Source organism: Aquirufa sp. A-Brett2-15D, from assembly GCF_054558735.1.
This window is the reverse complement of the sequence record NZ_JBSKFT010000002.1, coordinates 53,252-74,381: the sequence shown is the minus strand read 5'-3', so window position 1 is coordinate 74,381 and position 21,130 is coordinate 53,252. Positions and strand designations below refer to the sequence as shown.

Below are 21,130 nucleotides of genomic sequence, written 5' to 3'. Positions count from 1 at the left end.
CATAATGGCAACTGATCAAGATTTTGACGATTTCGACGATGATGACGCATCGGATGGAACAGAAATGTCCTTCCTAGGTCATCTAGAAGAATTAAGATGGCATATTCTGCGATCGGTTGCGTCCTTTTTTATCTTTGCGATAGCGGCTTGGTTCTTCCGTGAATTCATCTTTAGCTCGATCATTTTAGGGCCGACGAAGACGGATTTTTATACGAATCAAATCCTATGTCAAGCAGCTGAGCTCTTCAATATGCCGAGTTTGTGCATGCAAAGAGCCGATTTTATTCTTCAAAGTAGAGAGGTATCAGGCCAATTTATGATGGCGCTCACGCAGTCCATCATCGTAGGTCTTTTATTTGCCTTCCCTTATATGTTCCACGAATTGTGGCGCTTCATTAAACCTGGCTTAAAGAGCAAGGAATTGCAGGCGGCTAGAGGTGCTGTTTTCTGGGTTTCGCTTTTGTTCTTTAGCGGAGTGGCTTTTGGTTATTACGTGGTATCTCCCATGGCCATTAACTTTTTAGCGAACTTTAAATTAGATCCGACCATACAAAACCAGTTTGACATCAACGATTACATTTCATTGTTAGCGATGTTAACCCTGGCTTGTGGAATTACCTTCCAATTACCGATGATTGCCTTTGTGCTATCTCAAGTAGGCATTTTAACCCCGTCTTTTATGCGGGAATATCGCAGACATGCCCTTATTGTCATTTTTATCGTGGCGGCGATCATCACCCCTTCTCCGGATGTGATTTCACAACTCTTAGTGGCGTTCCCACTTTTAGGTTTGTATGAAGTCAGCATCGGCGTTTCAGGCCGCGTCTTGAAGCGTAAGATGAAACAAGAAGAGATGGAATCGAATTCTTAATCGAATTCTCAACAACAAACGAATGAATTATTTATCGGCGGAGAATATATCGCGCAACCTAGGTGAAAGATGGTTGTTTAAAAATCTATTTTTTGGCCTCCAAAAGGGCGAAAAAGTGGCCCTCATCGGAAAAAATGGGACGGGTAAAACCACCTTGATGGAATCCCTGATGGGGATGCAAACGCCAGATGAAGGTAAAATATCGATCAGAAAAGGAATTCGTGTAGGTTACCTTCCTCAGAATCCCATTTTCGCCGAAAACGAAGAAGTCTTAAATTACCTTTTCTCAGACGATTTACCGAGTGCCGTAGCCATCAAATCCTACGAAAAAGCGATGCTTTCGGGCGATTCAAAAGAACTCGAAGATGCCTTTGCGTTAATGGAAACGCATAATGCCTGGGATTACGAGGCACGTGCGAAACAGATTATTAGCCGTTTAGGTATTCCAGATGGTGACCAAAAAGTCTCTACCTTATCTGGTGGTCAAAAGAAACGTCTCTCGCTCGCTAAACTTTTAATCGAAAGTCCAGACATCATGATTCTGGATGAGCCTACTAACCATTTGGACATCGAAACCATCGAATGGCTAGAAGGAATCATGTCCGGGCCTAATGTCACGGTTTTAGTCGTATCGCACGATCGCTATTTCTTAGACAAGGTCTGCACTAAAATGATGGAATTAACCGAAGGCTCCATCTTTACTTATGAGGGAAATTACGGCTACTTCTTAGAGAAAAAAGCAGAACGCGAGGCCTCTGATGCCAGTAGTGTTTCGAAGGCAAAGAACCTGTACCGCAAGGAATTAGAGTGGATGCGCAAGCAACCGAAAGCGCGTGGAACAAAATCTCAATCCCGTATCGACGCCTTCTACGAAACGGAAGAAAAAGCGAACAAGAAACTAGACGACAGCAAACTGGAATTAAACATCCAAATGTCCCGTCTTGGCAATAAGATCATCGAAATCAACCACCTGAAAAAGGCCTGGGGAGACAAAAAGATCATCAATGACTTTACCTATACTTTCAAGAAGAAAGACCGCATCGGTATCGTAGGTAAGAACGGCGCCGGAAAAACGACTTTCTTGCAGTTATTAACAGGTCTAGAACAACCAGACTCCGGAACCATCGATCCTGGCGAAACCTTAGTGGTGGGTTATTATACCCAAATTCCCTTCGATTTCCGCCCAGAACAACGCGTTATCGACACGATCACCGAAATCGCCGAAGTTATCCCTTATGGAAAGAACGAATCATTAAGCCCGAGTCAGTTTTTGAGCAAATTCCTCTTCCCTACCGCGCAGCAATACACTCCGGTAGAAAAGCTTTCAGGTGGTGAAAAGAAACGCCTTCAATTAATGCGCGTGCTTGTGAAGAATCCCAATTTCTTGATTCTTGATGAGCCCACGAATGATTTGGATTTAGATACTTTACAGCTTTTGGAAGATTTCTTAAGTGAGTTCCAAGGCTGTCTTTTACTGGTTTCCCATGATCGTTATTTCATGGATAATCTAGTAGATCAATTGATCCTAGTCGAAGGGGATGGCGAGGTCAACTTCTTTAATGGTAACTATACCGATTACCGAATCGCTTTAGAAAACAAGGAGGACGAGCCAGCTTCTAAGCAAAGCCCGGTAAAAGCTCCTACGACATCCGCTCCTATAGCACCCAAAGGCCCGAAACTTAGCTTTAAAGAGCTGAAGGAGTTCGAGGAACTAGAGAAAGAGATGGCTGCCTTAGAAATCGAGAAAGAGACCTTAGTTGAAAAACTCAATCAAGGCTCGGACGACTTTCAAATATTGACTGATTGGGCCAAGGCCATCGAGGATATCAAGAATAAGCTGGAAGAGAAAGAGCTGAGATGGCTTGAGTTATCCGAGAGAGCATAAAAAAAGCCCCGATCGCTCGGGGCTTTTTTCGTATACAACCTTCTGTGATTAATTCTGGAAGTTCAAGTTCATCAACGCATACAGCGCTCCTTCTTTCACCTTGTCATTCACGAATACTAAATAGACATCATGAACGCCGGCCGTGTTAATAGGGAAGGAATATGCTTTCGTTGCATCCACTTCTACAGAGCCTAGTAATGGACCTGTTACGCTGCCCGTTCTAAGTTCAAGCATACCGCCTACGGTTTGGCCTTTCATATAGGTAGCCATAACTGATAGATTCTTGATTCCTGTTAAATCGATTGCATCGTAACGCGCATAACCACCTGTTCCGGTGGAGACTAATATTTCGCCGATTCCATCTACTTTAAACTTCATTGTTTTAGCTGTTGCATCTGCAGCCACTGCAGGAATCTTCGCATCGCGTAATGTTACGACCTTAGAACCAGTTACTGGAGCAATTTTACCTGCACCTTTGTCTGTGTACATCGCACGGAAGATATAAGTACCTGGCTTGCCTTTGTCCTGTGGAACATATTCCCCAGCCACTGGCTTAGATGCTTTCTTCTTATCGGATAAACCTAAAATGTATTTCACCATTTCGCGAGCATCGGCTACGGAAACTTGTGGGTGAGCCGCCATCGCATTCTCTCCCCAAACACCACCACCACCATTAATGATCTTCTTCGACAATTCATCGATATTTTGTGAGCTAGCGCGGTATTTCTTACTTACATCTGTATAAGAAGGTCCTACCGACTTCTTCTCTATCGCGTGACACGTTTTGCAATCAGATAAATCGATCAAGCGCTTACCCGTAGAGAACGAAGTGTTAGCTTGGTGACCTTGTGCAATCAACGTCTTGTCAAATCCTTCTAAATAATCGATCTGCATGATGACATCGTCTTCAGCAATCTTCTTATTGGCTAAGCTACCATCTTCTTTATCCTGAACCGACACTTTATAGGTTACTGGCTTATCATTCCAATAAAATGACTTATTACCTTGAATGGTAACGTCTACAGCTGGCACTTCATTACCTGCCGTGATTTTGATCATTTCCGTATTCGAATTTCCAGCTGCATCTTTCACCGTTAATTTAACGTTATAGATCCCTGCTTTCGTAAATACGTGTGCTGGATTAGCTGCCGTACTTGTAGAGCCATCTCCAAAATTCCACGCATATTTAATCGCATCGCCATCATAATCAAGGGTTCCCCCTGAAGAGAATTTCGTTTTTAAAGGCAAAGCACCCACTGCTTTGTCTACCGCTACTTTCACCTTAGGAGTTCTGTTTCCTGCATTGTATTCAATTTTATAAAGCGCAGCTTCCTCACTGGCCGCAAACCAGTTCGGTCCATATTCTAAGCCGTACATCGTTCCCTTATTGTCAAACTCTAAATCCATTGGATGAGAGAAAGTTGTATTAGGTAAGAAACGCTCCATTTGTACGAAGTCTCCTTTGGCATTCATCGAAACCGTATAAATCATGTCGCGAGACCAATCATACGCAAAGAATTTGCCATCATAATAAGCCGGGAATTTCGATTTAGATGTTGCTGGAAAATCGTCTCTATAATAGATCGGACCTGCCATCGCGTTACGAGAACCTTTTGAGATAACTGCACCAAATTCTGGAGAATCTACATAAGGATAGTAGATGAAAGCCTTTTGAGGTGTAGGTAAATGGGCAAATCCCGTATTGTGTGGAGACAAATTAAGAGGTGCTTTCACATCAAATTTAGCCCATGTGCTATCTTTTACAAAATCACGTTGGTTATAAGGACGGTTGTCCGCCACAAACAAAGGCCAGCCAAAATATCCAGCCTCACGCGCTTGATTCACCTCATCATGTCCACGAGAACCATATTTCTTAGAATCTTCTCCCGCATCTGGCCCTACTTCACCCCAATACAAGAAACCCGTACGCTTATCCACTGAAATACGGTACGGATTACGGTTACCCATGACATAGATCTCGGGTTTTGCATGGTAGATACCTGCCGGGTATAAATTTCCTTCAGGAATGGTATATCCGCCTTCTGGCGTAGGTTTGATACGTAAAATCTTACCTCTTAAATCATTCGTATTAGATGAGGTAGCGCGTGCATCCCAGCCAGAACGACCCGGACGATTATCTATCGGTCCATAGCCATTCGAGTCGAAAGGATTCGTATCATCACCTGTCGATAAGAATAAATTACCTGATTTATCCCAAGCAATCGATCCACCGGTGTGGCAACATCCGTCACGCTTTACAGGAACTCGTAAAAGTACTTTCTCTGAACTCATGATCAAGGTGTCATTCACATCATCATACGTAAAGCGAGATAAGTGTTGAGCAGTATCTTTTTTTCCTGTTTGAGGAGAATAGAATAGGTACATCCAGTGATTCTTATTGTAATCAGGATCGATATTTACCCCCATTAAACCGTATTCGAATTTAGAGAATACGTCCAAATCAGCTACGACTTTCGTCTTGCCTTTCTTCGGGTCATACATCTTTAATTTTCCCTTACGTTCTCCAAAAAAGATTTTTCCTCCATCCGTCACCGCTAATTCTGTCGGCTCATCTAAATTGCGATCAAGGATCGTTTTAGTAAAACGATTCTCCTCAGGAGGCAATTCAGAACGTAATTTCTTGCTATAATCTTGTGGACGACCAGAAGCTAACCATTGCAAAGCACCCCATAGGTGTTGTACCACAATCGGCTCTTCAAATGATTCGTGTGTATGTCCCCAGTTAGTATAGAAGGCCCGGCCACCATCGTATTCGTGGTACCAAGCCATCGGGTGGAAATCACCCATTTTACCATCTGTATAGGATTTCTCGTCTAAGGTAATTAAGACGTGAACGTCTTTATTAAAGTTTTTCGTATCATAAAATTCATCCGTACGATCAAATGTCTCCGGCATGTGCGCCGTCGAAATGTGGCTGCGATCTACGGCAGTGAATTTTCCTTTTTGGACGTTCGGACGGCCCGGGTGGGACGCGAATTGACCACCGGCTAATTTTGTATACCAAGCCCAATCGTATTCTGTATCTGTTGCTGCGTGAATACCGAAATAGGCTCCACCAGCTTGAATGTAACGCTCAAAAGCGATTTGTTGCGCGTCATTCAATACATTAGATGTTGTGTTCAAAAACACAACAATGCGGTATTGTTTTAAATTTTTCTCTGTGAAATTGGCAGCATTCTCTGTCGTGTCGACAGAAAAGCCTTTTTCTTTGGCCATTTTAAATAAGGCAACTTGACCTGGTTTAATGGACGAATGGCGGAAGCCTTTGGTCAAAGAAAAAACTAAAATTTTCTTGCCGGCTAAAGGATTTGCTGTCTGCGCAAATGCAGCAAACGTGGAAACCAATAAGGCAAAAATGAGAGTGATTCGGAGGATTCCGAACGAGGAATTTTTCATGTTAAAAATAAATAGGTTTGGGACAAAGTTAGGGCAAATCAGAAATTTTCGGCTACTTTTAAGAAAAAAATTATCAACGTTAGCTATGAAAAAATATATCCTCGCCTTATCACTCCTTATAAGTTCTTTTTTTGCCTATTCTCAGGCTTCTTGCTGTTTTGCCAAGAAAGACGGAATGCAGCTTTTGGCCTCTAATAAAACCTTTATAAAATCACACGCACTTCCGAAACCTTATCACCATATTAGTAAAGCGGGTGGGGTGATGGTCGAATTCAAAACGCCGGATGATCAGATGGCCAAAGGATTTTATATTCCAGCTGACAAACCATCCGACATAACTTTATTCGTTTTTCAAGAGTGGTGGGGCTTAAATGACCATATCAAAAGGGAGGCAGAACATTTCTACAGTACCTTAGGGAATGTGAACGTGTTAGCCATCGATATGTACGATGGAAAAGTAGCCACTACGCGTGAAGATGCAGCAAAATATATGGGCGGCGCGAATCCGGCTCGTTTAGAAGCCATCATTAAAGGGGCGATTGCTTATGCAGGACCTAAAGCGAAGATTGCGACGGTGGGCTGGTGCTTTGGCGGAGCATTATCCTTAAAAGCATCCATTTTAGCCGGAAAGCAAGCAGCTGCTTGCGTGATGTATTATGGCATGCCGGTGAAAGACGTAGAACAATTAAAATTGTTAAAAACAGATGTTTTAGGCCTTTTTGCAGGTAAAGAGCAATTTATCAGCCCGACAGTTGTGAAGGAATTTGAGTCGAATATGAAAACGGCAGGTAAGGGTATCCAAACGAAAATCTTCGATGCGCAACATGCTTTTGCCAATCCATCGAATCCCGCATACGACAAAGCCGCCACCGAAGAGGCTTGGGGTTTAGCTATCAATTACTTTAAAGCTCGTTTAAAATAATGCGAACCATTCTACTTCTTATCTGTGTGCTGTTTTTAGCTGGGTCCTGCGCGAGCAATCGAAATCAGCCTAAACTCTACAAGAAAAAGTGGAGTCTATTCAAGAAAAATGACTGCGACTGTCCTAATCTCCGATAAGGGGATTTAGGGCAGATGCGGCTGGAGAACCTGGGGCTAAACCTTGTAGCCAACGCTTACGATCTGCCTCTTGATTAGGATTTAGTGGATCGGTAACTCGGGCCTCCGCATCCATATAGATAATCGTCATTACTTCCCTCATTTTATCAGATTCATTCCCCGGCGCATTGTGCAATGTCCATCCTAAATGAAAGGTGGCATCTCCGGCTTTCATCGATTTTTGAGCGACGATCTCGAAGCCTTGATTTTGGACATATTGTCCTATAATGGCTTCTGATTCGTCGGAAATTTCCAATTTAGGCAAATCTGCTCCGGATGATTTAGAGGCAAAAGTCAGCATCCCCATCCCTTCTGCAATGTCCACGAGCGGCATCCACATCGTCACTGTTTTCAACGTATCCAAAGGCCAGTAATATTGATCCTGATGCCAAGGCGTAGGGCCGCCACCTGGCTCTTTAAATAAGGCTTGATCATGGTATAAACGAACATTTTTGACTCCTAGTAATTGCGCCGCGACAGAGGCAAATCGATTAGCTAGGGTAAATTCTTTCACTGTTTCTGAGCTTTCCCATAAATTCATCATCTGCAAAAAGGCCTTTCCATAGGTGTCGCGCTCTGCCATCGGTTTTTGCTGTGCTCGAAAGTCATCTGCCCAGTCTAGAATGGCTTGACGATAAGGTTGTAATTCTTGCGCAGAGATTAGCCCAGGAATGTATGCATGACCATTTTCTGAGAAATAGGCTATATCGGCTGGTGAAACGGAGAAATTCGGTGAAAGCATCTTTTTTTCTTGCAAAGGTTTCTAAAATTATTTCGTCAGTCTACCTTTATTTTGGCCAAAAAAGATGCAATTTTACCCCTTATAGGATTCTTTTTCTTTAAAGTGCTAATATAAATGAAAGCTCAGCGCGAACACCTTCATTCCGGATTTCAAATCAAGCATGTGAAACAGGCGCGTTTTGACGCCCCTTATCATTTTCATCCAGAGCTTGAGTTGACCTTAATTATCGCCGGAGAGGGGAAGCGGTTTATAGGCAATCAAATTAGTGATTTCAGACCTGGGGATCTCGTGTTATTGGGCGAAAACTTACCTCATTGTTGGCAAAATCACCGCAAAGACTGGCTAGCGGAAGACGCAGATTCAGCAGGTGCTCAGGCTTTAGTCATTCATTTTAGACGCGATTTTCTGGGAGAAGATTTTCTTTCGAACGAGGCTTGTGCTGGATTGCAAAGCCTTTTCGAAAAAGCTAAAACAGGATTTTCCATCGTGGGTCCTACCCAAGACAAAATTGCGCGCGATATGTTAGCGCTAAGTGAGATGGCGCCGTTTCCGCGCTTGCTTGCCTTCTTGCAGATTCTACATACCATCGGTATTTCTACGGCAGATGTTCAAGCAATCGACACGACAGAAGGAAATTATGCGATTGCCGAAGGGGATTTAGAACGCATTAATCGCGTCTATGCCTATGTCATAGCGAATTATACACAAGAGGTTCATTTAGATGAGGTCGCTCACTTAGCGAATATGACCGAGACGGCTTTCTGCCGCTATTTCAAGAAGGTGACGAATAAAACATTTGTGGAATTAGTAACCGAATTTCGAGTGAAGCACGCCTGTACCCTATTGCGGACGACGAATAAACCGATGATTGAGGTGTGTTTTGAGAGCGGTTTTGGCAATATATCCCACTTTAATAAGCAGTTCAAAGCCTGGATGAAAACTCCTCCTTTACAATACCGCAAGATGGTTATGGAATGGCATTAAGCTTTTTTCTTCTCCGGAAACAAGACACTCAAAAGAATGCTAATTACTAAGATTCCAATGATCACGCCTAACGAAGAAAGCGTCCCAAATCCCCATTCCTCCAGCTTCGAATGTGCTAACATCTTACCTCCCACAAAGCTCAATAACACGCCCAAGCCCATAGGCAAGAAACGGAATAAGCCCATCAAACTAGACAGGAAGAAGAATAGCGAACGAAGTCCCATGACGGCAAAAACGTTCGAGAAGAAGACAATATAAGGGTCTTTCGAGATAGAGAATATGGCCGGAATCGAATCCACTGCGAATAGAATATCGGTAAAGGCGATCACCACCACCACCACAAAAATGGGTGTAATGAAGATCTTTTTCGTATTCTTCATTCGAACGAAAAAATGACTAATCACATTCCGCTTGTACACATTAAAATACTTCGAAAGTAACTTCACAATCGGATGATCGGCGGAATTAATTTCCTCTTCTTCGTGCTTCGAAAACAAAATCTTTAGCCCTGTATATACTAAGAATGCCCCAAAAACATAGATAATCCAATCGAATTTCTGCAATAAGGCTGCCCCTACGAAGATGAAAATCAAGCGTAAAATGATTGCCCCCAAGATACCCCAAACGAGAATTTTCTTGTAGTACCGCTTTTGGACCCCAAAAGAATTAAAGATCAATATAAACACAAAGACATTATCAGCCGATAGAGAATATTCCACTAAATAGCCGGTGATAAATTCTAATGAAAGATTATTCTGGAAAATAGCTAAGGCCTCTTGGTAGGATCCGGAACCTAAATCAATGTGCGATGCATACGCTTGTTGCACCGCCTTCAGACTTGCCATATCCGAAATCCCGTGGACCATAGCCCCATTATAGCCTAAGAAAATATAAAACGCAATCGCTAAAAGCACCCACATCCCCGTCCAAAAACCTGCTTCCTTAAACGTCACTTCTGCCGCTGTATCCTTCTTAAACACGCCTAGGTCAATCAACATGACTGCCATCACACCCACTGAAAAAAGAATAAAAAATAGCGTTTCGCTCATAAATATTTAATTTTACACTTTGGTGGCACAAAGGTCGCAAAAATAGCTCAGAAAATATATGTACGAAGGTAAAAAGGTCATCGTCGTTATGCCCGCTTATAAGGCAGCGCTAACCCTAGAAAAAACATACCACGAAATCCCACACGATTGGGTGGACGAGGTGATTTTAGTGGATGACCACAGCCCAGACAATACAGTAGAAGTGGCTAGACAAGTGGGGATCAAACACGTGATTCGCCACGATAAAAACCTAGGTTATGGGGGAAATCAGAAGACCTGTTATACGAAGGCTTTGGAGCTAGGTGGAGATATCGTCATCATGTTGCACCCAGATTATCAATACACGCCCATGTTATTAAAAGCGATGATTTCCATCATCGGGAATGGTTTGTATCCGGTGGTTTTTGCTTCTCGCATTTTGGGTAAAGGTGCTTTAAAGGGCGGCATGCCTATCTACAAATACATCGCGAATCGCTTGCTAACTTTGTTTCAGAATATTTTAATTGACCAAAAACTCTCCGAATACCACACCGGTTACCGGGCATTCTCTCGCGAAGCCTTAGAAGCGGTAAATTTCACGAAATGCGACGATGATTTCATCTTCGATAACCAAATGGTCCTACAGCTGTTCTGGAAAGGGTTCGAAGTGGGCGAGGTAACTTGCCCGACGAAGTATTTTGACGAGGCCTCTTCGATCAATTTCACCCGCAGTTCCATCTACGGATTAGGCGTTCTTTGGTATTCGGTCCGTTACCGCCTCGCGAAATGGGGATGGAAATGGGATTTAATGAATTAAGAAAAAAGCCTCAGATTTTACGGTCTGAGGCTTTTTTATTTAGAAGCGAATGCTCGCCCCCAGCAAGAAATTAAATCCGGCTTGCGGATAATAGAAATTCTCGGTGGTCGTCGCACCCGCATACCGATACGAATAGGTATAGCCATTCGAGGAATACATTTCATTTAATACGTTATTCAATAATAGAGTAAAGGCTGGACCTTTCTTCATCGTATACTTCAAACGAATATCTTGGGTCGTGTATGCCTTGATTGAACGCGCCTCATTAGCGGTATTATCTAAGAATTGTTTCCCTACATATTTACTTAATAAGCTTGCTTCAAAAGCCCCTACTGTATATGTCAAATTGTTTCCAGCGATGACAGCTGGAGAATAGGCAATATCTGTGTTTTCGTGATGAATGATGGCCTGATCATACGTATCATAATCAATAATTTCCTCCTTGAAATGCTGGATTCGGTTTTGGCTTAGCGTTACATTTCCATTCCAAAGCAGGCGCTTCGAAATCTGGTAATTTAAGGATACCTCTACACCTAATCGATAACTCGCATCCACATTCTTTCGAATCGCATCGCCCGTCGAATTAACGGCGCCGGTTAAGACTAGCTGGTCCTGGTAATTCATGAAATACCCATTTAACTGCAATCCATAGCGACTGCCAGATTGCTCATAACCTAGTTCATAGTCTTGTAAATACTCCGGACGAGGAGCGGCTCCCGGGTTGTCCACAAAATCTTGGCGACTAGGTTCTTTGCTCCCTGCGGAAACAGATCCATACACTTTTGATTTTTCTGAAATTTGATGAGTTAGACCAAATTTGGGGTTGAAAAAAGAATACGTATTGTCTGAATCCAAAGGCAAAAACTTATCCGCAGTTCCTAACATGCGGTAGCCTACCGTACGGAATTGTACATCCACATACGCATTCCAAGCTGCAGATAAATGAATATTTCCCTTCGCATACAAGTTTAAATCGGTTTTTTGAGATCGGCTCCGGTACCACTCTCTCCCTGGGAATGGATCCTGCAATACCCCAAAATGGCGACCAACGTATCGATTCCAAGCACCGCCGAAAGTGAACTTGAATATCTGAGAACCTACATAATTCAAGGCAAAAGTCGACCCATAAAAATCATTATCTAACCATTTTCTGCGAATGACATCTACACTTCTTAGCGAATTAGCGATGCCATAAGTATTCAGGTCAGCTGAAGGTTTAAACTCCTCAAAATACCCGCGACCATAGGTATAATGTGCATTTAGATCCAGGTTCCAAGCCTCGGAAAGACGGTGATTCGTAATTAATTGAAAGTGATCCTGCGCGTAATTATCCGTCTGATTATCATAGGTATAATAATTATAGGTACGACCACTTTTTAACAAATTGTCTGCCTCGGAAGCCGTTAAATAGTTCCGATCGATGTAATCTTGCATACCTGAAACTGAACCATTGATGCGACTTTCTGGTGTTCCATACCAGGATTGGTAGGTCTTTTCATTGCCGGTAAAATAGTTAAATCGAGCGAAGCTTTTGGCACCAAAATACCCTGCAGAAAAATACGCAGATACTAAATTAGACGAGGCACGATCAATAAAACCATCCGATACAATGCGCGAGAGTCGACCATCGACGGTAAATTTTCCGCCCAATAAACCTGATCCTGCCTTGACAGTTGTTTTCAGGGTTCCAAAAGATCCGCCAGACGCATGTACTTCGCCATAGGCCTTCGGCTCATAGCTGTTTGTTTGCATATTCACAGACCCACCAAAAGCCCCTGCCCCATTCGTCGATGTTCCTACCCCCCGCTGAATTTGAACGGAGTTAACCGACGAAGCAAAGTCTGGCATATTCACCCAGAAAGTACCCTGAGATTCAGAATCATTTATGGGAATGCCGTTAACGGTCACATTTACACGCGTCGCATCTGAACCTCTAATTCGGATTCCGGTATAGCCCACTCCTGCTCCCGCATCTGACGTAGTCACGATAGATGGAGTGAAATTAAGTAACTGAGGCATGTCAAGCCCCAAATTACTTTTCCCTAGTTCCGCTGCCGACACGTTCGAATACGCCATGGCCGAATTTTCATCCGCACGCGTAGCCCGAACGACGACTTCGTCTTGTAAAAAATTGGATTTTTTTAGCGGGATTTGAGATGCCTGAGTCGCGGCTATTTCCACTGGCTCGTAACCCACGAAACTAACTAAAAGAACCACGGAAGTAGAAGCGGAAATTCTAAATTGCCCTTTCGCATCGGTCACATTCCCTTTCGGACTTCCCTTAATGGAAACGGACGCTCCCCATAAAGGTGCTTTGGTTTCCTGGTCAAAGACAGTTCCTTGAACTTTTTGCGCAAATAGACTTTGCACGCATAAAATAAGCGTAATAATAAGCGTTGTTGCCTTTTTCATTTTTTGAATTTTAGCAACAGGTAAAGGAGCCAAATCCTGTTATGATTTAACTTTTAACCCTTACATTGATGATTTTTTCTGAGTTTTCAGTGTTAAAAACTCGACAAAATCCCTTCGACGGCACTACCCGCATCAGGTTCAATGGGTATAATCTCAGCCTTTTTTACGGGCACCCCTTTTTGTAGATGCACAAAGATACAAAATTTCCTACCTTTGCAAGCCCTACGTAAATTTTGTGGGGAATTTTTGTACGTATGATCGTCAAAGAATTTATAAGTATTTACCAAAGCGACGGAATTGTCCAAAGCATTTCTGACAAAATAACTACGTCCAAACCGGGCGAATCCCTCCACCTAAAAGGCCTTTGCGGCTCCCTCGACACCGTTTTAATGTCCGCTCTTTTGAAAGAGCGAGAACCGTTTTTGATCATTTGTGAAGAAAAAGAGGAGGCACAGTACATCTACAACGATCTGCAGGCCTTGGTGGGGGACACCTCTGTCATCTTATTCCCGATGTCACACAAGAAACCCTATGAATGGGAAGAGGTGGACAATGCGAATGTGTTGCTACGTGCGGAAGTGCTCAATATGCTAAGTAATTATTCGGGCCAAAGTCTCGCCATCGTCAGCTATCCCGCCGCGATGACCGAGAAAGTGATTAACCGAAAGTCATTAATCAAAAACACCCTATCCATCCGTGTAGGAGATAAAATCGACCGCAATTTCGTTGCAGAAACCCTAAACGAATACGATTTTGAACGGACTGATTTCGTGTACGAAGCAGGTCAATACTCCGTTCGCGGTGGAATCTTAGATGTGTTTTCCTATGCGGCGGAATACCCCTACCGCCTCGACTTCTTCGGCGACGAAGTCGAAAGCATTCGAACTTTCCACCCCGAAACCCAGCTTTCCATTCAATCCGTTTCTGCGATGCACCTCATCCCTGATGTGCAAACTAAACTGATACAAGAAAGTCGGGAATCCTTTTTCACCTTCTTACCTGAAAATACGAAGATCTGGATCAAAGATCTGAACATCTTAAGCGATGTTTTGACGGAGAATTTCGAAAAGGGCACGATGGTGTATCAGGTGAATTCCACCTCCGATATTAACTTATTAAATAAACCCGAAGAGCGCTGGGAAACGGCGAAAACGATAAAAAAATCATTACAGGGATTTGTTTGTGTGGAGTTTGGCAAACGGTCACATCTGAAAAATTCGGAGACCATCGTATTTCCATCGAAGAATCCTGGTGCTTTTCAAAAGGACTTCGAACGATTAGCCACGACTTTACTCGACAACCAAACCCACGGTTTTCACAATATCATCAGTTCAGAATCCCCGCGGCAATTAGAGCGCCTCGAGGTGATTTTCAACGAAATCAATACGAGTATTCAGTTCAAACCTTTGCAGATTTCACTCCGCGAAGGTTTTGTGGATGAACAAACGAAGGTGGCTTTTTATCCTGATCACCAGTTGTTTGAGCGCTACCACCGCTACAGGGAAAAGAATAAATTCTCGAAGAACAAGGCGCTGACATTGAAAGAATTGCGTTCGCTTCAAGTGGGCGATTTTGTGACTCACATCGATTATGGAATAGGTCGTTTTGCTGGATTAAATCTAGTCGAAACGGCTAAAGGAGAGCAGGAAGTGATACGATTGATCTACCGCGACGACGATGTCTTGTCGGTTTCGATCCATTCCTTGCATAAAATTTCGAAATATTCTGGAAAAGAAGGTACGCCTCCGACTATGTCGAAACTGGGCTCGCCGGATTGGGATAATAAGAAATCGCGGGTGAAGAAACAGGTGAAGGATATTGCCAAAGAGCTCATCTCCCTCTACGCCAAACGCAAAAATGCCCCTGGCTTCGCCTTCTCTCCTGACACCTACCTTCAAGCCGAACTGGAATCGTCGTTCCTCTATGAAGACACGCCAGATCAAGCAAAAGCAACAATGGATGTGAAAGCAGACATGGAAAAACCACATCCGATGGATCGATTGGTCTGCGGGGATGTGGGTTTTGGGAAGACTGAAATCGCGATACGCGCTGCCTTTAAGGCTGTCGCAGATTCGAAACAAGTAGCCGTTCTGGTTCCCACGACGGTGTTAGCGATGCAACATTTTCGAACATTTCATGATCGTTTAGCCGCATTCCCTTGCAAGGTCGAATACATTAATCGCTTTAAATCGACCAAACAAATCAACGAAACCCTAGCCCGCGTCGCTAGTGGACAAACCGATATTTTAATAGGTACGCACCGTTTAGTGAACAAGGACGTGCATTTTAAGAGTTTGGGACTGATGATTATCGATGAAGAACAGAAGTTCGGCGTTAAGGTAAAGGATCGCCTTAAAGAGATGCGTGTGGATGTGGACGTCTTAACACTTACGGCAACTCCCATACCGCGAACACTTCATTTCTCTCTAATGGGGGCTCGAGATTTAAGTATTATTGCGACCGCTCCGCCTAATCGCCAGCCGGTGGACACGAAATTGATTGTCTTAACGGATGAAGTTTTGCGCGATGGCGTTCGAGAAGAAATAAGTCGCGGTGGACAAGTTTTTGTAGTGTATAACCGAATTGGAGAACTAGAAGGTATTGCGAATCGCATTTTGCGCCTCGTTCCGGATGCTAAGATTGCCGTCGCCCACGGTCAAATGGACGGCGACCAGCTCGAAAAAATTATGATGGGCTTCATCGAAGGTCATTATGATGTGCTGGTGGCAACGAATATTATCGAATCAGGACTCGATATTCCGAATGCAAATACCATTTTCATTCTGAACGCTAATAATTTTGGGCTTTCAGATCTGCACCAGATGCGCGGTCGCGTAGGCCGGTCAAACAAGAAAGCTTATTGCTTCTTAGCGACTCCTTCGCTGGCGAATTTAACAAGTGATGCGCGGAAGCGTTTGAGTGCTTTAGAGGAATTCTACGATTTAGGGGATGGAATTAAAGTAGCGATGCGCGACTTGGATATTCGAGGTGCCGGAAACCTATTAGGAGCGGAGCAGAGTGGCTTTATCAATGATTTGGGCTATGATATGTACCATAAAATTTTAGATGAAGCGGTTCAGGAATTAAAGGAAAATGAGTTCAGGAAACTTTTCGAAGTCGATTTAGAGCAGGTAGCAGAAAGCTTGAAAGTGGACTGCACGATCGAGACCGATCTTCGCGTCTTAATTCCAGAAGAATATGTCCAAAGTATCTCTGAACGTCTCGCCCTCTACACGCGTCTTGACGAAATTGAGGACGAAGAAACCTTAGCTATATTTATTAAGGAGATCAAAGACCGTTTTGGGGATATGCCAAATGAGGTCCACGATATGATCGAATTAATGAAGTGTCGCTGGAAGGCACAGCTTTTGGGAATCGAAAAAATCCAGTTGAAAAACAATAATTTAAAGTTCTATTTCGTTTCATCGGAGTCTGCTCGGCCACTCGACCAAAGCCTCGTCGTGAAGGTAATTTCCTTCGTGAACACTAAAAAGGGATTGTGCCAGTTGAGAGAAAAAGCAGGAAAAATGATCTTACAAATCGATAAGGTGAGTAGTATTAAAGAATTAAATACTATTTTAGTGGATATTTTAGGGTAATTAATACCTTTGCTACTTGATTCTGTTTTATAAAAGAATTATTAAAGGAAAATAAATGAGTACGAAATTAAGATTGATCCTCGGTTTACTTAGTTGTGTGTTTTTACTCACATCCTGCCCTAGCGGACTAAAAAATGGCAATCCGAATAGCCTAAAAGTGGGAAAAAAATCCACCGTTACCGGCTTAGCTTATAATAACAAAAAAGGCGGATTCCAAGTCAACAAATCCTACAAAGGTCCTATCATAGGGCCTAATTTGGTCTTTATTGAAGGAGGACGCGTCACCTTAGGTGGTGGTGAAGAAGATGTGATGAAGCGCAATGACAACCGTCAGCGCACGGTGACTATTCAATCCTTTTACATGGATGAAACAGAGATCTCTAACTTACATTATTTAGAATATTTAGATGCCATCAAGCGTGATTCTACGCTGAATGCTTACACGGCAGCCTTACCTGATACAACGGTTTGGTTAGACGAATTAGCTTTTAATGATCCTTATGTAAGCCATTATTTCCGTCATCCCGGTTTCCGCATGTACCCAGTGGTAGGTGTGACTTGGAAACAGGCAAATGATTATTCGGCTTGGAGAACAGCGGTGGTGAATAAAAATGTGGCCTTCCCTAAAGGGAAACCAAGAAACCGCAAGAACCCAATAGCGAATATGGAATCTGGTTTAATCTTACCTGAATACCGTTTGCCTACTGAAGCGGAATGGGAATATGCAGCGAAAGCGATGATCGGTACGCAGCAAGAGGATGAAAATCAAGAGAATCAACGTATTTATCCGTGGGATGGGCCTTCGATGCGCCAGCCTTTTGGCAGAACGCGTGGACAAATGTTAGCTAATTATAAGCGTGGTCGGGGTGATTACTCCGGTTTAGCTGGTCGTTCAAACGATGGAGCGATGATCACAGCGGAGGTTTATGCCTATCCAGCGAATGATTTTGGTTTATATAACATGGCTGGAAACGTGAACGAATGGACGATGGATACCTACCGCCCATTAACCCTAGACGATGTGAGTGATTTAAATCCAGCGCGTCGCAGCGAAGCACAAGATCCGGCTAAATTTTATGATAAAGGAAATTCCCTAATTAACGATAATGCCAAAGTCTACAAAGGTGGATCTTGGGCAGATGGACCTTATTGGTTATCACCAGGAACACGTCGTTATTTAGACAAAGGAGACGCCTCTTCTACGATCGGTTTCCGTTGCGCGATGTTTGCTCCAGGCAAACCAACAAAACGATAATATAAATCTCATTTTAAAGCAGCCAGTGCTAGGAAAGATAAATTTCCTGTACTGGCTGCTTTTATTTTAGCCCCTGCCGCTAAAAAAGTAGCCCCTGTCGTCATCGTATCATCCACCAGTAAAATCCTCAATCCATCGAGTTCAGAAGGCCTCGCAACCTCAAATACCTCCTCTAAAGTCGCGTAGCGCTCCGCTCGATTCAATCCAATCAGCGAAGCCACTTGTTTTGTTCGTAGTAAATGCGTGACAGATAAAGGAATTCCTGACTCCTGCGCGATCCCTCTTGCAATACAGGCTGCCTGATTATAGCCGCGATCTTTCATTCTGGACGGATGAAGCGGCATGGGCAAAATCATATCATAGTCCTTACGAGAAAAGGATCTACCCACGCAGCAACCCAGGTATTCCCCTAATTTTTCCTGACCCTTGTATTTTATCTGATGTAATAAATGCTGGACCTTTCCCCCTTCTGCAAATAGGAAATAGGCATGCACTCGATCATATTCAATCAAGCCGTCCAGTTTATGAGAAATCCAATTAGGCTGATCTAGGAATAATCCGGGCTTCGGAAGCTCGAATCGACAGGCCGTACAAAGCCAAATTTCAGAGCGTATTAGTACCTGATCGCAGGCAAAACAACATTTGGGATAAAGTAATTGTAAAAAGCTGTTAATCATCTTGAAAAAACTTTTGTATTTAATTAAGTTTCAGTAATTTTGCACCCCTAAAAGAGAACCTAAAACGAAATCATCGAAAGATGTTGTCCAAGTTCTTGGTAATTAAAAAGAGTCTAAAAAAATAGTTCATAATTAACCTTTTAAAATGGCACGCGATTTAAAATTCACTAGAAACATCGGTATTGCTGCGCACATTGATGCGGGTAAAACCACCACTACGGAACGTATCCTGTATTATGCAGGGGTGTCCCACAAAATCGGTGAGGTACACGATGGTGCGGCAACCATGGACTGGATGGAGCAAGAGCAAGAGCGTGGTATCACGATCACGTCTGCTGCAACTACAGTAGATTGGAAATACCGCGATCAAGATTACCACATCAACATTATCGATACTCCGGGTCACGTTGACTTTACAGTAGAGGTAAACCGTTCTTTACGTGTATTAGATGGTCTAGTATTTTTATTCTCTGCCGTAGATGGTGTAGAGCCTCAATCGGAAACGAACTGGCGCTTAGCAGATAACTACAATGTAGCGCGTATCGGTTTCGTTAACAAAATGGACCGTTCAGGTGCTGATTTCTTAAACGTGTGTAAGCAGGTGAAAGAAATGTTAGGTAGCTATGCCGTGCCACTTCAATTGCCTATCGGTGCTGAAGAAGGATTCGAAGGTGTAGTTGACTTAGTTAACTTCCGTGGAATCATTTGGAACGAAGAAGATAAAGGAATGACGTTCACTGAGATCCCTATCCCAGATGATATGTTAGAAGAGGCGACAGAATACCGCGAAAAGTTATTAGAAGCGGTAGCTGAGTTTGACGATACTTTGATGGAAAAATACTTCGAAGATCCAGCTTCTATCACAGAAGACGAAATTTTAGCCGCTTTACGTGCAGCTACGATCTCGATGAAAATCGTTCCTATGCTTTGTGGTTCATCTTTCAAAAACAAAGGTGTTCAAACGATGTTAGATTACGTGATGGCTATTTTGCCATCTCCAATGGATAAAGAAGGTGTTAAAGGAATTCACCCAGATACGGGTGCTGAAATCTTACGTAAGCCAAGTGAGTCTGAGCCATTTGCGGCTTTGGCATTTAAAATTGCTACGGATCCTTACGTAGGTCGTTTATGTTTCATTCGTGCGTATTCAGGTAAATTAGATTCAGGTTCTTATGTTTTGAACAACCGTTCAGGAAATAAGGAGCGTATCTCACGTATCTTCCAAATGCACGCTAACAAGCAAAACGCGATTGATCGTCTAGGTGCTGGTGATATCGGCGCAGTAGTAGGTTTCAAAGACATTAAGACTGGTGATACACTATCTGATGAGAAACACCCAATCATTTTAGAAGCAATGGACTTCCCAGAGCCAGTTATCGGTTATGCTATCGAGCCTAAGAAAGCGGCTGATGCAGATAACTTCTCTAAAGCGATCACTAAATTGATCGAAGAAGATCCAACTCTTCAAGTAGAATCGAACGAAGAGACTGGTCAAACGATCATCAAAGGTATGGGTGAGCTTCACTTAGAGATCATCATCGACCGTATGCGTCGTGAGTTCAAAGTAGAAGTGAATCAAGGTGCTCCTCAAGTAGCTTACAAAGAGTCTTTAACTAAGACAACAGAACACCGCGAGGTTTACAAGAAACAATCAGGTGGTCGTGGTAAGTTTGCTGATATCGTATTTGAAATCGGACCAAGAGAAGATGACAAACCAGGTTTAGAATTCGTTAACAACATCGTGGGTGGTGTAATTCCTCGTGAATTTATCCCTGCAGTTCAAAAAGGTTTCGAAGAAGCAATGAAAAATGGTGCTTTAGCTGGATATCCAATGGATTCTATGAAAGTGCGTTTATTCCACGGATCTTTCCACGATGTCGATTCAGATTCTCTATCATTTGAATTAGCAGCCCGTATGGGTTATAAAGAATCAGCGAAACAAGCAGGTGCCAAGTTAATGGAGCCTATCATGGCTGTAGACGTTGTTACTCCGGACGAATATACTGGACCTATCACAGGTGACTTAAACCGTCGTCGTGGTATCATGAAAGGTATGGATTCTCGTCAAGGCGCTGTAATCTTAAAGGCAGATGTGCCTCTTTCTGAATTATTCGGTTACGTAACAGATTTACGTACGATGTCTTCAGGACGTGCAACTGCCTCATTAACGTTCTCTCACTACGAATTTGTTCCACAAAGTCTAGCTGAAGAAGTAGTAAAGAAGGCAAAAGGATTATAATATTCTTTGCAGATATAGAAAAGCCCGAGCGATTTGTTCGGGCTTTTTTTATGCCAAAACCTCTCATCCGTCCCACGCTCAATTCATCCTTGCTCACTATCTTTTG

Annotated in this window: 13 protein-coding genes and 1 riboswitch; of the genes, 8 read left to right on the top strand and 5 right to left on the bottom strand. The window is 43.1% G+C overall.

The features are described from left to right. Nucleotides 1–4: 4 nt before the first annotated feature. Both tatC and ACST14_RS05480 read left to right on the top strand, forming a co-directional pair. On the top strand, nt 5–871 hold the full coding sequence (tatC, locus tag ACST14_RS05485; protein ID WP_459461402.1) for a twin-arginine translocase subunit TatC: 867 nt from the start codon (nt 5–7) through the stop codon (nt 869–871). 22 nt (nt 872–893) lie between these two features. Then, nucleotides 894–2,756 (top strand): ABC-F family ATP-binding cassette domain-containing protein, encoded by a 1,863-nt coding sequence (locus ACST14_RS05480; RefSeq protein ID WP_459461400.1) that lies wholly within the window; start codon nt 894–896, stop codon nt 2,754–2,756. Between the two features lie 48 nt (nt 2,757–2,804). Here the strand turns inward: ACST14_RS05480 and ACST14_RS05475 are convergent, their stop codons facing one another. After that, nucleotides 2,805–6,173: a ThuA domain-containing protein gene (locus ACST14_RS05475; RefSeq protein WP_459461398.1), complete on the bottom strand. Its 3,369-nt coding sequence runs from the start codon at nt 6,171–6,173 to the stop codon at nt 2,805–2,807. Nucleotides 6,174–6,258: 85 nt separating this feature from the next. Between ACST14_RS05475 and ACST14_RS05470 the strand changes: the two genes are divergently transcribed. Continuing rightward, entirely contained in the window at nt 6,259–7,095 is an 837-nt protein-coding gene (locus ACST14_RS05470) for a dienelactone hydrolase family protein (RefSeq protein WP_459461396.1), read from the top strand. Nucleotides 7,096–7,218: 123 nt separating this feature from the next. Here the strand turns inward: ACST14_RS05470 and ACST14_RS05465 are convergent, their stop codons facing one another. After that, nucleotides 7,219–8,013 carry a phytanoyl-CoA dioxygenase family protein gene (locus ACST14_RS05465; protein ID WP_459461394.1) on the bottom strand — a complete coding sequence of 265 codons (795 nt, stop codon included), beginning with the start codon at nt 8,011–8,013 and terminating at the stop codon, nt 7,219–7,221. Between the two features lie 114 nt (nt 8,014–8,127). On the opposite strand from ACST14_RS05465, the gene ACST14_RS05460 reads away from it, so the two are divergent. After that, entirely contained in the window at nt 8,128–8,997 is an 870-nt protein-coding gene (locus ACST14_RS05460) for an AraC family transcriptional regulator (protein WP_459461392.1), read from the top strand. On the opposite strand, the gene ACST14_RS05455 is transcribed toward ACST14_RS05460, so the two are convergent. After that, nucleotides 8,994–10,052: a TerC/Alx family metal homeostasis membrane protein gene (locus ACST14_RS05455; protein ID WP_459462409.1), complete on the bottom strand. Its 1,059-nt coding sequence runs from the start codon at nt 10,050–10,052 to the stop codon at nt 8,994–8,996. The genes ACST14_RS05460 and ACST14_RS05455 overlap by 4 nt on opposite strands. Nucleotides 10,053–10,104: 52 nt before the next feature. Here ACST14_RS05455 and ACST14_RS05450 point away from each other — a divergent pair, with 52 nt between their 5' ends. Continuing rightward, entirely contained in the window at nt 10,105–10,842 is a 738-nt protein-coding gene (locus ACST14_RS05450) for a glycosyltransferase family 2 protein (RefSeq protein WP_459461390.1), read from the top strand. Nucleotides 10,843–10,881: 39 nt separating this feature from the next. On the opposite strand, the gene ACST14_RS05445 is transcribed toward ACST14_RS05450, so the two are convergent. Continuing rightward, on the bottom strand, nt 10,882–13,254 hold the full coding sequence (locus tag ACST14_RS05445) for a TonB-dependent receptor (RefSeq protein ID WP_459461388.1): 2,373 nt from the start codon (nt 13,252–13,254) through the stop codon (nt 10,882–10,884). Between the two features lie 92 nt (nt 13,255–13,346). Beyond that, a riboswitch (TPP riboswitch) is annotated at nt 13,347–13,441 on the bottom strand. A 67-nt stretch (nt 13,442–13,508) separates the two neighbouring features. Here ACST14_RS05445 and mfd point away from each other — a divergent pair. Both mfd and gldJ read left to right on the top strand, forming a co-directional pair. Further along, nucleotides 13,509–16,853 carry a transcription-repair coupling factor gene (gene mfd, locus ACST14_RS05440; RefSeq protein WP_459461386.1) on the top strand — a complete coding sequence of 1,115 codons (3,345 nt, stop codon included), beginning with the start codon at nt 13,509–13,511 and terminating at the stop codon, nt 16,851–16,853. A 55-nt stretch (nt 16,854–16,908) separates the two neighbouring features. Then, nucleotides 16,909–18,108 carry a gliding motility lipoprotein GldJ gene (gene gldJ / locus ACST14_RS05435; protein WP_459461384.1) on the top strand — a complete coding sequence of 400 codons (1,200 nt, stop codon included), beginning with the start codon at nt 16,909–16,911 and terminating at the stop codon, nt 18,106–18,108. Nucleotides 18,109–18,116: 8 nt separating this feature from the next. Here gldJ and ACST14_RS05430 read toward each other — a convergent pair whose 3' ends face one another. Further along, entirely contained in the window at nt 18,117–18,785 is a 669-nt protein-coding gene (locus tag ACST14_RS05430; protein ID WP_459461383.1) for a ComF family protein, read from the bottom strand. Between the two features lie 145 nt (nt 18,786–18,930). Here ACST14_RS05430 and fusA point away from each other — a divergent pair, with 145 nt between their 5' ends. Next, nucleotides 18,931–21,024: an elongation factor G gene (gene fusA, locus ACST14_RS05425; protein ID WP_459461381.1), complete on the top strand. Its 2,094-nt coding sequence runs from the start codon at nt 18,931–18,933 to the stop codon at nt 21,022–21,024. The last annotated feature ends 106 nt before the right edge of the window (nt 21,025–21,130 follow it).